The sequence below is a fragment of the Chitinophaga parva genome, from assembly GCF_003071345.1.
Lineage (GTDB): Bacteria > Bacteroidota > Bacteroidia > Chitinophagales > Chitinophagaceae > Chitinophaga > Chitinophaga parva.
Map to the genome: position 1 here is coordinate 206,781 of NZ_QCYK01000003.1, position 11,950 is coordinate 218,730.

10 protein-coding genes and 1 pseudogene are annotated in these 11,950 nt (G+C 53.7%); 8 read left to right on the forward strand and 3 right to left on the reverse strand.

Annotated features, from left to right (window positions below; translation table 11 throughout):
* Positions 1 to 123: 123 nt before the first annotated feature.
* A complete protein-coding gene (locus DCC81_RS20150) occupies positions 124 to 1,458 on the reverse strand; it encodes a DEAD/DEAH box helicase (protein WP_108688491.1) in 1,335 nt (444 codons plus the stop codon).
* 59 nt (positions 1,459 to 1,517) lie between these two features.
* Between DCC81_RS20150 and DCC81_RS20155 the strand changes: the two genes are divergently transcribed.
* Together DCC81_RS20155 and DCC81_RS20160 are read left to right on the forward strand one after the other, a co-directional pair.
* A complete protein-coding gene (locus tag DCC81_RS20155; RefSeq protein ID WP_108688492.1) occupies positions 1,518 to 3,719 on the forward strand; it encodes a B12-binding domain-containing radical SAM protein in 2,202 nt (733 codons plus the stop codon).
* Between the two features lie 104 nt (positions 3,720 to 3,823).
* Positions 3,824 to 4,792: an ion channel gene (locus tag DCC81_RS20160; RefSeq protein ID WP_108688493.1), complete on the forward strand. Its 969-nt coding sequence runs from the start codon at positions 3,824 to 3,826 to the stop codon at positions 4,790 to 4,792.
* Positions 4,793 to 4,969: 177 nt separating this feature from the next.
* On the opposite strand, the gene DCC81_RS20165 is transcribed toward DCC81_RS20160, so the two are convergent.
* A complete protein-coding gene (locus DCC81_RS20165; RefSeq protein WP_165806665.1) occupies positions 4,970 to 5,548 on the reverse strand; it encodes a TetR/AcrR family transcriptional regulator in 579 nt (192 codons plus the stop codon).
* Between the two features lie 434 nt (positions 5,549 to 5,982).
* Here DCC81_RS20165 and DCC81_RS20170 point away from each other — a divergent pair, with 434 nt between their 5' ends.
* The 4 genes and pseudogenes from DCC81_RS20170 (at position 5,983) to DCC81_RS20185 (ending at position 9,296) form a co-directional block, all read left to right on the forward strand.
* On the forward strand, positions 5,983 to 7,386 hold the full coding sequence (locus DCC81_RS20170) for an RtcB family protein (protein ID WP_108688495.1): 1,404 nt from the start codon (positions 5,983 to 5,985) through the stop codon (positions 7,384 to 7,386).
* 79 nt (positions 7,387 to 7,465) lie between these two features.
* Positions 7,466 to 8,083, forward strand: a complete 618-nt coding sequence (gene prfH, locus DCC81_RS20175) for a peptide chain release factor H (protein ID WP_108689258.1) — start codon at positions 7,466 to 7,468, stop codon at positions 8,081 to 8,083.
* 65 nt (positions 8,084 to 8,148) lie between these two features.
* On the forward strand, positions 8,149 to 8,736 hold the full coding sequence (locus DCC81_RS20180) for a TMEM175 family protein (protein ID WP_108689259.1): 588 nt from the start codon (positions 8,149 to 8,151) through the stop codon (positions 8,734 to 8,736).
* Between the two features lie 18 nt (positions 8,737 to 8,754).
* A pseudogene (locus DCC81_RS20185) lies at positions 8,755 to 9,296 on the forward strand (DUF1415 domain-containing protein).
* Positions 9,297 to 9,371: 75 nt separating this feature from the next.
* Here DCC81_RS20185 and DCC81_RS20190 read toward each other — a convergent pair.
* Positions 9,372 to 9,848, reverse strand: coding sequence for a DinB family protein (locus DCC81_RS20190; RefSeq protein WP_108688496.1), 477 nt, complete (start codon positions 9,846 to 9,848; stop codon positions 9,372 to 9,374).
* A 156-nt stretch (positions 9,849 to 10,004) separates the two neighbouring features.
* On the opposite strand from DCC81_RS20190, the gene DCC81_RS20195 reads away from it, so the two are divergent.
* Complete coding sequence (locus DCC81_RS20195; protein WP_108688497.1) at positions 10,005 to 10,595, forward strand: RNA polymerase sigma factor; 591 nt, start codon at positions 10,005 to 10,007, stop codon at positions 10,593 to 10,595.
* Positions 10,596 to 10,674: 79 nt separating this feature from the next.
* On the forward strand, positions 10,675 to 11,868 hold the full coding sequence (locus DCC81_RS20200) for a FecR domain-containing protein (protein ID WP_165806666.1): 1,194 nt from the start codon (positions 10,675 to 10,677) through the stop codon (positions 11,866 to 11,868).
* Positions 11,869 to 11,950: the final 82 nt, after the last annotated feature.

Genomic DNA, 11,950 nt, shown 5'->3' on the forward strand with positions numbered 1-11,950 from the left:
AAATACAAAAGCCGGGCAAACACCCGGCCTGGTATCCTAAGAAATAAATTGAATATAAAATTTTTGATTTCCCGGCACCTGGAAATTGAAGCTGCTTTGAACTTGGAAATTGAAACCTGGAAATTATTTCTTCTTCGCGCCCCGTTTCTTCGGCTTCCCGTACTTGGCTTGCATTTTTTCCTTGTGGCTCACCTTTACATTCACCTTCCTGTTCTTCGCCTTTTTCTCGTGGAAGGCCGCCCCGCGCGGTTCTGCTTTGGGTTGACGGATCTCAATATTGGGCACCACAAACTTAGGTGGCATTTCAGATTCAATGAGTACGTTGGAGATCTCCAGGTCTGCCGGCAACGGCTTCACGGGGATCTGGTAATTCATCAGCGCTTCAATTTTGTCCACCAGCGGTTGTTCCTTTCCGGTTTTGAAAAGAATAGCTACCCCGGGCCTGTCTGCACGGCCCGTACGGCCTATGCGATGGATATAATCTTCCGGTACTTCCGGCGCATCCAGGTTGATCACGTGGCTTACTTCCGCCACATCCAGGCCACGGGCAATGATGTCTGTGGCAATGATGAAACGGTACGTACCATCCTGGAATTGCTTCACGGTATTGAAACGGTGGTTCTGTTCCTTATTGGAATGGATCACCCCCACCTTGCCGGGGAATTTGGGCTCCAGCTTTTCATACAGCTCATCCGCCAGGGCTTTGGTAGCGGCAAACACCAGCACCTTGCTCATGCCGGCATCTTCCTGCAGCATTTTTTCCAGCAGGTTCACTTTCGTGTTGAAATTGGGCACATCGTAGGCCACCTGCTGTATGTTAGCCAGGGGAGAGCCTGCGGGTGCGGCTTCCACGGTAATGGGATCGTTGAAGAAAGTTTTGATAATGGCCTGCACGTCTTCTGTGATGGTGGCGGAGAACATGGTGTTCTGGCGCCGGGCGGGCAGCAGGTCCAGCACATGCTTGATCTGCGTGCGGAAGCCCAGGTTCAGCATTTCATCCACTTCATCGATCACCACCTTCTTAATGCCTTTCATTTTCAGGGCGCCGCTCAGGATCAGGTCTACCAGGCGGCCGGGCGTGGCCACCACGATGTCTATTTTTTCCTTGGCGCGCTCCATCTGCGGGTTCATATTCACGCCACCGTAAAAACCTTCCGTTACCACCCGCATGTAGGGGGTAAGCTGGTAAATGGAGTCTACTACCTGGGCCACCAGCTCACGGGTGGGCACCATGATGAGCACGGTAGGGTATTTTTCCTTGGAAAACTGCCATTGGCGCAAAATAGGCAGCAGGTAGGCAAAGGTTTTACCCGTGCCCGTCTGCGCAATGCCGCATACATCGCGGCCAGACATCATCGCCGAAAAAGCCCGGTGCTGGATGGTGGTAGGCGTAGTGAAGCCCAGTTCATCCAGGGCAGTGAGCAACGGCTTGTTGAGATTGAGATCTGCGAACGTCATAGCCGGCAAAGGTAACGCTAAATTTTAATGTCGTACTTTTGTGCGCTAAAACCACCGATTTGAGCGCCGAAGTTTTTTTGATCACTCCTCCTTTCACGCAGCTGAACACGCCTTACCCGGCCACCGCCTACCTGAAAGGATTTCTCAACACCAAACAGGTCTCTTCTTTCCAGAGCGACCTGGGGATAGAGGTGACCCTGGCTTTGTTTTCCCGGCAAGGCCTGGCGGCGCTGTTTGCCAGGATCAATGAAACACCGGCCGCCCAGTGGTCTGAAAACGCACAGCGTATCCTGGTGCTGCAGGATGACTACCTGCAAACCGTTGATGGGGTGATCAGCTTCCTCCAGGGCAAAAACCCCACCCTGGCCCATCTCATCGCCAAACGGAATTTCCTGCCGGAAGCCTCCCGCTTTGCCCAGCTGGACGATCTGCACTGGGCCTTTGGCACCATGGGCACGCAGGACCGGGCCAAACACCTGGCCACCATGTACCTGGAAGACCTGTCGGACCTGATCATGGAATGCGTGGACCCGCACTTTGGTTTTAGCCGCTACGCGGAAAAACTGGGCCGCTCTGCCAACAGTTTTGATGAACTGCACAACGCCCTGCAACAGGACAATACTTTTGTAGACGATATTCTCCTGGGCATCCTGGCCCGGCATATGGAAAGGCTGCAACCCGGGCTGGTGGCGGTTTCTATTCCTTTTCCGGGCAACCTGTATGCCGGTTTCCGCTGCGCGCAATGGATCCATCGCCATTATCCTGGCGTGAAAGTGGCCATGGGCGGTGGTTTTGCCAACACAGAACTCCGCTCCGTCAGCGATCCCCGCGTGTTTGAGTACTTTGATTTCATTACCCTGGATGATGGAGAAGCCCCGGTAGAAAACCTGCTGAAGTACCTGCGGGGTGAAATACCCGTGGACCAGCTGAAACGCACGTTCCTGCTGCAGGATGGGAAAGTGACCTACATTAACAATCCCTCCTGCAGTGATTACAAACAGGGGCAAACCGGCACCCCGGATTACCGCGACCTGCTACTGCATGATTACATTTCTGCCATTGAAGTGGTGAACCCCATGCACAGCCTCTGGAGCGACGGGCGCTGGAACAAGCTCACCATGGCCCACGGCTGCTACTGGGGCAAGTGTACTTTCTGCGATATTTCCCTCAACTACATACAACATTACGAGCCCCTCACCGCCAGCATGCTATGCGACCGGATGGAGACCATTATTGCGCAGACGGGGCAGAACGGATTTCACTTCGTGGATGAAGCAGCGCCGCCCGCCCTCATGCGTGCCCTGGCGCTGGAGATCATCCGCCGCAAGCTCACCGTGAGCTGGTGGACCAATATCCGCTTTGAAAAGAGCTTCACCCGCGACCTTTGCCTGCTGCTCAAAGCCAGTGGCTGCATTGCCGTGTCTGGCGGGTTGGAAGTGGCCTCAGACCGCCTGCTGGCCCTTATCCAGAAAGGCATTACCGTGGCCCAGGTGGCGCGCGTGAACCGCAATTTTACAGAAGCCGGCATCATGGTGCACGCGTACCTGATGTATGGTTTTCCCACGCAGACCATGCAGGAAACCATTGATTCCCTGGAAATGGTGAGGCAAATGTTCCAGCAGGGGATCTTACAGTCCGCTTTCTGGCACCAGTTCACCATGACAGCCCACAGCCCGGTAGGCCTCGATCCGGAAGCCTTTGGCGTGAAGCGGATATCTGGCCCGGACGGCAGCTTTGCAAACAATGACCTGGAGCATGAAGACCCCCAAGGCGCGGACCATGCGGAGTTTGCCTTCGGCCTCAAAAAATCACTTTACAATTATATGCACGGCGCCTGCTTTGACCACCCGTTGCAGAAGTGGTTTGAGTTCAAAGTGCCCAGGACCACGGTGGCCCCGGACTTTATCCAAAAGGCGCTGCAGGAAGAGGAATATACCAGTGCCAGGCCCACTTCCAAAGTAGTGTGGCTGGGCCGCCAGCCTGCGCTGGAAACGGTAACAAAAACCAAGAAGGGCAACTCCTGGGAAGTGGATTCGCTTACATTCCAAAGCCGCAAGGAAACCGTGAATATCAAAGTAGATGTACCGAAAGGCCAGTGGCTGGCTGGTATGCTGGCAAAGTTGTCGGGGCATGGCAACAAAACCTATACTTACCAGGAAGTGAAAGAAAGTTATGAAGCCGCGGGCCTGGAAGATTTTGAACTTTTCTGGGATAATAAACCGGTGAACGGGCTCCAGAAATTCGGGTTGCTGCGTTTGTAGCAGATAGGCCATGGCGGCGCGGTACAGCGTCGCATCAAAAACAGCGAAGTGTAAAAAATGCTATGTATTTTTGCAAGGTGATCCCTCCCGCAAAAAGAACTGCAATGCACAATAAAAAAATAAATCCCCTCCTCAAGATCAATGAGAGCACCGGTTTCAGCAACCTGGCCGATGTGCATGGAAACCGTTTCCTGAACCGGGACGGCACCTACAACCTGCGCCGCGAAGGCCGGCGGTTCTGGGACCGTTTCAGCGTGTACCATGCGTTGCTCAGTTTACCATCGTATAAGTTCGGGCTGTTCATCCTGGTGGCCTACTTCAGCATCAACCTCATTTATACCGCGCTGTACCTGCTCATTGGCATAGACCAGTTGCAGGGCATAGCTGCTACCACACCGTGGGGTATTTTCAAAGAAGCCTTTTTCTTTAGTACAGAAACCTTTACCACCGTGGGGTACGGCCGGGTGAACCCCGTGGGCGATGGCGCCAATATGGTGGCCGCTTTGGAGGCAATGAGCGGATTCCTGTCCTTTGCCATTGCCACGGGCCTCATTTATGGCCGCTTTACCAAGCCCAGGGCCCACCTGGCTTTCAGCGACTACGCGGTAGTAGGGCCTTATGATGAGAAGGCTGCGCTCATGTTCCGCTTTGTAGGCTGCAAAGACGAACACTCCCTCAGTGATGTAACCGTGCAGGTGAATATAGCCATGCTGGCCGAGAAGAACGGCAAGCAGGTGTACCAGTACTATGAATTGAAACTGGAACGCAATAAGATAGAGAACCTGCCCATGAACTGGACCGTAGTGCATCCTATTGATGATGAAAGCCCGTTGCAGGGCTTTACGGAGGAAGACCTGAAAGCGGCGGATGTGGAGCTGTACGTGATGATCCGCGGCTTCAGTGACGTGTATTCCAGTTACGTCTTGCAGCGTACCTCATATACGTTTGATGAGATCAAATTTGGGAGAAAATTTGTGCCAATGTACCGCGAAGAAGGAATGGAAACGGTATTGGAAATGCACAAGCTGAGTAAAACAAAGGAAGCGCCGGTGATGGTGCTGGACGAGAAGTGAATGTGGTAGGTGTTGGGTCTTAAGTCTTAGGTCTTAGGTCTTAGGTCTTAGGTCTTAGGTCTTAGGTCTTAGGTCTTAGGTCTTAAGGGGTGGGGCGGCAAGGTGCGGATTTTAATGTAAAATAACAAGGGAGCTGCGTCATACACTGACACAGCTCCCTTGCTCGTTTATGGGTGACTATTGCGCGTTACTATCCAATATCCTTACCAGCATTTTTCGGGTATCTTCCATTGGCCTGCTGGAGCGCAGGATGGTGCTTTGCAGGATGGTGCCTTCAATAAGGTTGAAGATCATTTCTGTAAGCTCATGCAGTTCCTGCTTGGGAAAAGGCGGGCTTTTGAGCATGTACAACTGCTGCTTGATGAAGCCTTTGATGGCCAGTTTATGTCCCTGGATAATGGCCAGTGCTTCTTCGTTAATGTCTGGCAGTTCATAAGCCATGCGGGAAAAAGCGCAGCCTTTGTAGTGACGGTTTTCCAGGGTTTGCTTCCGGTAATCAAACAGGCCGATCAGTTTTTCACGGCCTTCCTCCATCTTTTCTGTATAAGCCAGCAGGTTGTTATACCAGTTGATCTTATGGCTCTGCAAGTACGCATTCAGCACCAGTTCTTTCGATGCAAAATGCTGGTACAGGCTGGCTTTTGCAATGGCTGCCTCTTCGATGATCTGGTTGATCCCCGTAGCCTGGTATCCCTGTTCGTAAAACAACCGGGCCGCCGTTTCCAACACCCTTTCTTTAACTCCTGCTGTTCTCATAATGTAAAGGTACATGTTTTTTACCAGACACAGACAGGTCTGTATGGAGTGTTTATTTTCTACCATTATTTGTTTTTTCCAGGGAATGCCTGCAACTTTGCGTCACAAATCTTTTACTCATCCGTAAACAACAGGAGGGTAATTATGCTTGAACTTTCCGCACATATCGCTTAGTTGGCACTTGCCGGTTGTACCCGAACCGGTCTTTTCCTTTATTTAAATAAAAGGTTAGCACAAGTGAACGCCTGCAGTTGCAGCGCGGCTCATTGCTGCACGTAATTATCCCCGCCAGCTGCATTTTCCCAAACAAGATCCTTCACCCGTGCTGCTTTGTGCAGCCGCAAACTTATTGGTTATGCTTTGTTTATGCTTTGGCCCACAGCGGCCCACGGACCCGTATTTATTTGTAAACATTCAATTCGTGCAGACGCTTTATGAAAGCTGGCATTCCCTTAAAAACACTGAGCAGGATCGGCTACACCACAGATGTGAGCCGCAGTCTTGCCATTAATATCATAGCCCGGCATTGCAAACATCACAGCCGGGAACAACTGCTGCAAACCTTGCAGCAGGTACAAGAAGATCCCGCAGCGTGGAAGGACCATGCCGCCTGGGCCCCGCTGGCAGCGCATTTCCTGCCAGATGCGGATGAACAGGCTTTTACTGAATACGACCTGCGCGCCACTGCGGTGGCCTGTAAAACATATGGGGGTAAGCAGATAGATAGCAATGCCAAACAGCAGATGCAGCTAGCCCTGCAACTGCCCATTGCCCTGCAGGGCGCGCTCATGCCGGATGCACATGGTGGCTACGGCCTGCCCATAGGCGGCGTGCTAGCCACGGATAATGCCGTGATCCCGTATGCGGTAGGCGTAGACATAGGCTGCCGCATGGCCCTCACCATTTTTGGAGAGAACGACAAATACCTGGTGCGCTATGCGCATCGACTGAAAGAAGCGCTGGGCGAGCATACCCACTTTGGAATGGAAGGCAGCCTGGCACAACGCCAGGAGCATGCGGTGATGGATGATCCGTTGTTCAACAGTTCCGCCCTGGTGAAATCCTTACAGGGCAAGGCTTACCGGCAGCTGGGTACCTCCGGTGGTGGTAACCACTTCGTGGAATTTGGCAGTATCGAGTTGTATGAAGGCAACTCGCTTTCATTGCCCGCAGGGCAGTACACCGCGCTGCTGTCGCACAGTGGCTCCCGTGGCCTGGGGGCGGCTATCGCCATGCATTACAGCCAGCTGGCGCAGCAGGTTTGTAAACTGCCCAGGGAAGCCCAAAACCTGGCCTGGCTGGATATGCAAAGCGAAGAAGGGCAGGCCTACTGGGCGGCCATGACGCTGGCGGGCAATTATGCCAAGGCATGCCACGACCGCATTCACGCTAACCTGGCCAGGGCCCTGGGTTTGCAGGCGCTGGTCACCGTGGAGAACCACCACAATTTTGCCTGGAAAGAAACCCTGGCAAACGGGCAGGAAGCCATTGTGCACCGCAAAGGCGCCACCCCTGCGCATGCAGGGCAGATGGGCTTTATCCCGGGCAGCATGGTGGACCCCGGTTACCTGGTGCGCGGCAAAGGCGTGGCGCAGGCGCTGCAATCCGCCTCCCATGGCGCCGGCAGAACACTGTCGCGCAAGCGTGCCAAGGAAAGCATCACGGTATCGTCCCTGAAAAAGCTGCTGGCGCAGTACCAGGTAACGCTTATTGGCGGCTCTACGGAAGAAGCGCCGGCTGCTTACAAGGACATTGAAACCGTCATGGAGCTGCAGGCGGACCTGGTGGCGGTGGAAGGACGTTTCCTGCCACGGATGGTACGCATGAATAAGGAGTAGGCCTTTCATCCTGTTTGATGTTCTAACCCCAAGATCGGATGCAATGGCATCCTGGTTTTTTAACATGATACAATATTTTATGAACAATTATATTTTCCTGCAGGTATCTGCCGGCAGGGGACCTGAAGAATGCAGCAGGGTAGTGGCCAAGCTATTGCCCCTGCTGCTCAAATCCGCTACAGCAGAGGGGTTAACGGCGGAAGTGGTGGACCAGGTGCCGGGTAATGTGCAGCATACCTTACAATCTGTGTTGCTGCGCATAGCCGGTGCAAACATTCCCGCTTTCCTGTCCGCCTGGGAGGGCACCGTGCAGTGGATCGGTCAAAGCCCGTTCCGCCGGTATCATGGGCGTAAGAACTGGTTTGTGAGTGTGCGGTCATTTGCACCGGGGGAGAAATCCATCCCGGATGGACAGATCACTTACAAGACCACCCGCGCATCCGGCCCCGGCGGGCAGCATGTAAACAAAACAGAAACCGCGGTATGGGCCATCCACGCGGCTTCCGGCCTGCGCGTACTGGCCAGCGACAGCCGCTCACAGCACCAGAATAAAAAGCTGGCCACGGAACGCCTGCTGGTAAAGCTGGCAGCCTGGGAAGTGGAAGACCAACTGGCACGGGTGCAGGAGCAATGGAACCAGCACACCCAGTTACAACGGGGCGGGGCGGTGAAAGTGATCCAGGCCCCGCTGGTTTGATCTGCATTTATTATTTTATATTGCTGGTGGATTCATTTCACCAGCAATTTTTTTATCAGACCCGCATGAACAAAACAAGACTAGAAGCTTTCAGCGATGGCGTTTTTGCCATTATCATCACCATTATGGTCCTTGAAATAAAAGTGCCCCATGGCGCGGAGTGGTTGGACCTGGCGGAACTGCTGCCCGTATTTCTCAGTTATGTACTTAGTTTTATTTACGTGGGCATTTACTGGGGCAATCACCATCACCTGGTGCATACTGCCAAAGAAGTTTCTTCCGGGATCATATGGGCAAACCTCCATTTGTTGTTCTGGCTTTCCCTGTTACCCTTTTCCACCGGCTGGATGGGAGAGAACCATAACTCGCCGAATACGGTGGTGGTGTACTGCCTTAACCTGATGCTGGCCGGCATGGCTTATACTATTTTGATCGCTACCATACGGCGGTGCACGCCTTTTTCAGAAAATATGAAACGCGCCATACAGGTGGTGAACCGCAAGAGTGTGATCTCTACGGCAGGGTGTCTTGCCGCCATGGTGATCGCTTATTTCAATACCATCGTGGCGGAATGTATGATCCTGATGGTGGCCATTGCCTGGCTGGTGCCGGACAAGCATATTGAAAATGCCATCCGCGAGCAGGAGCAGTAATGCCCTATCTTTGCATGTATGAATACAAACGAGCAGGTGATTGCACAAACCCGCAACTGGGTAGAGCAGGTAGTAATAGGTTGTAACTTTTGCCCTTTTGCGGCAAGAGAAGTAAAACGCAACAGCATTCACTACCAGGTGGAACCTGCTACCACGCTCAGTTCCAGCCGGGCGGTATTTACGCGGGAGCTGAAGCGCCTGGATGCAGATGCGGCCATTGAAACCACGTTGCCATCTTTCCCGGTTCGTTTACGGATTTCACGGATTACCTGGCCCTGGTGCGGCATGCAGAGGGCATCATTGCGCAGAAAGGATATACTGGCGTGTACCAGGTAGCCACTTTTCATCCACAGTACCAGTTTGAAGGCAGCGAAGCAGCTGATGCGGCTAATTTTACGAACCGCAGCATTTATCCCATGTTGCACATTCTCCGGGAAAGCAGCATCCGGAAGGCATTGCGCTTTTATGGAGATGCCAGTGGCATACCGGAACGCAACGTACAGTTTGCACGGGAGAAGGGGAGTGCCTATATGCAGATGCTGCGGGACAGTTGTTTATGAGGCCAACAATTTTACATAAAATGGGCGCTGCTTTTTACAAGTAGCGCCCATTGTTTTTTTGCATGCAGTAGTACATTATTTTTTAGCCCACACCAGTTGTCCCTGGTGGTATGCAATATGGCTTGTGCGTCCCAGTAACACATTGAAACGGTTCCGGTGCGGTTCCTTTGCAAAATCTTCCGCGCTCACATCCGCATGTTTTTCCAGCCACTGTGCAGGCGTCAGCTCCGCAAATTTTGCAGCCAGTTGTGCGTTCACCTGGTCAAAACGCGCCAGGAGATCGGCGGTAGAGGGGATGTCTGCCACGGTGCGGTCCGGCGTGCGGATAAAGGCTGCGTCCAGCTCCGGCCAGTTGCGGGCGCCCAGGCCCAGCAAGGGCAGCATGCGGTCGTGCACCGCCACCAGGTGGCCCAGCATGTAAACGGGCCGGTTGCGCCCCGGCGCTATGTCAGCCTGGAACGCTTCTTCAGAAAAACCTTTAAAGGTATCCGTTACTCTTTTCACCGATTGCTCCCACAGGGCTATCGTTTGTTTTACAAATGTTTGTTCCATGCGTTGCTTGTTTGTGTTTACTTTTTAAAAAGTTGCGTGCCCAAATATACGGGTGTACGGCTTGCGGGACGGTATCCTTCAAGAAAGCGTTTGGCAGGTATTGTATTTTTTATAGATTTACACCATAAGGTACGATACCGAAACCACGTTTTGATTATGGATAGTATGCCACCTGGAGATGTATGGGTACGCAGGATGAGGGAGGGCGATGAAGCTGCCTTCACGCAGCTCTACCGGCAATACCATCCCGCCCTTTACTTATACCTGTTGCGTTATTGCAAGATACCTTCCCTGGCCGAGGACCTGGTGCATGATGTGTTCCTGAAGCTGTGGGAAGTGCGTGAGCGCATTGACCCCGCCCAGTCTTTTACAGGCTACCTGTACCGCATTGCCCGCAATCATGTTTTCAAGACCATTCAACGCATTGCCACGGATGAGGCGCTGCGCGCCCAGGTGTGCCGCAACCTGGAAAGCCGGGCAGATACGCTGCCGGAAGACCAGGTGGCCGACAAGCAATACGAGCGCCTGTTTGAAGAAGCCCTGGACCGCATGCCTCCCCAGCGCCTGCGGGTGTTCCGCCTGTGCCGCCAGGAAGGCCGCAGCTACGAGGAAGCCGCAGACATGCTGGGCATTTCCCGTAATGCCGTGAAAAAACACATGGTCCTGGGCATGCGTTTTATCTATGAATATGTGCACCGCTACGGCGACGTGTTAGCCCTGGGGTACCTGCTGGTGCATCTTTTTTAAAAAATATTTTCCTGCCGGGGTACCCTTATCCTTCATTTCCGGATAGTATATGCAGTACGCCCACAACCGTACGCACGTTATGTCCACGACTCCTGACCATTTTGATCAATTACTGCGCAAATACCTGGACGGTAACTGCACACCTGAGGAGGTGGAGCAGCTGTACGCCTGGCTGCAAACGTCGGAGGCCCATAAGCCGCTGCTGCAGGCCATGCAACAGGATTTTGAAGCGGCCCTGAAAACGCCGGCGCACCTCCCGGCCGCTACCAGCGACCGGATGGAGACCCGCCTGCTGCAGGAGATCTCCCAGCCCGCCGTGGTACCTATGCATGCCTGGCGCCGCTACCTGCGCCGGGTGGCCGCCGCCGCCGTGGTGGTGGCAGTGGCCGGCAGCGCCGCCTTTTATTTTACCCGCCTGCAAAAACAAAAAAATGCATCCCTGGCCGCGCACACCGGTGCCGGCAAAGGAGACATCCTGCCAGGTACCAACAAGGCCCTGCTTACCCTGGCCAACGGGCAGGTGGTAACGCTGGACAGCACCGGTAACCAGGTGATACAACAGGCCAATACCACCGTGCATCAACACAATGGCCAGCTGCAATACGCGGTGAACGGTACTGATGAGCCGGTGGCTTTCAATACCCTTACCGTGCCCCGTGGGGGCCAGTTCACCATTGTACTGCCGGATGGCAGTAAAGTGTGGCTGAACGCGGCCTCCCGCCTGCATTACCCCACTGCTTTCAAAGGCGGTGTGCGCGAAGTGGAGCTGGAAGGACAGGGGTATTTTGAAGTTGCAAAAGACATAGCACATCCCTTTACTGTGAAGGTGAATAAAACCATGGAAGTACAGGTGCTGGGCACCGGTTTCGATATCATGGCCTATCCCGACGAGAAAACGATCAGTACCACCCTGGTAGAGGGGGCGGTGAAAGTGGTGAACACCCACGCTGCCCGCTCCCTGAAACCCGGCCAGCAGGCCTTGCTGGACCCCGCCACCGGCGAGTTCAAAGTGCGGCCCTGTGACGTGGACCAGGCCATTGCCTGGAAAACCGGCTTCTTCGAGTTTGACAACGCAGACATTTCACAGATCATGCGCCAGCTTTCCCGCTGGTATGATATTGATGTGGTGAACCATAGCACGGCACCGGGCCACCTGTTTGGAGGCCGCATCAGCCGCAACCTGCCGCTGTCGGAGATCCTGAAGATGCTGGAGGCCAGCGGGGCCCGTTTTAACGTGGACAATCACCGCCTGGATGTACTGTCGGTACAATAAAAAGATAACAACAGCTACCACACGCATACATAGAAAAAACACATCACCACCAAAAGAACCTCGCCCGGCAAAACAGTTCGTC

What these genes read in the sequence shown, in the direction of transcription:
- DCC81_RS20150 (WP_108688491.1), bottom strand. Translation starts at nt 1,458, where the DNA reads ATGACGTTCGCAGATCTCAATCTCAACAAGCCGTTGCTCACTGCCCTG.
- DCC81_RS20160 (WP_108688493.1), top strand. Translation starts at nt 3,824, where the DNA reads ATGCACAATAAAAAAATAAATCCCCTCCTCAAGATCAATGAGAGCACC.
- DCC81_RS20165 (WP_165806665.1), bottom strand. Translation starts at nt 5,548, where the DNA reads ATGAGAACAGCAGGAGTTAAAGAAAGGGTGTTGGAAACGGCGGCCCGG.
- DCC81_RS20170 (WP_108688495.1), top strand. Translation starts at nt 5,983, where the DNA reads ATGAAAGCTGGCATTCCCTTAAAAACACTGAGCAGGATCGGCTACACC.
- prfH (WP_108689258.1), top strand. Translation starts at nt 7,466, where the DNA reads ATGAACAATTATATTTTCCTGCAGGTATCTGCCGGCAGGGGACCTGAA.
- DCC81_RS20180 (WP_108689259.1), top strand. Translation starts at nt 8,149, where the DNA reads ATGAACAAAACAAGACTAGAAGCTTTCAGCGATGGCGTTTTTGCCATT.
- DCC81_RS20190 (WP_108688496.1), bottom strand. Translation starts at nt 9,848, where the DNA reads ATGGAACAAACATTTGTAAAACAAACGATAGCCCTGTGGGAGCAATCG.
- DCC81_RS20195 (WP_108688497.1), top strand. Translation starts at nt 10,005, where the DNA reads ATGGATAGTATGCCACCTGGAGATGTATGGGTACGCAGGATGAGGGAG.
- DCC81_RS20200 (WP_165806666.1), top strand. Translation starts at nt 10,675, where the DNA reads ATGTCCACGACTCCTGACCATTTTGATCAATTACTGCGCAAATACCTG.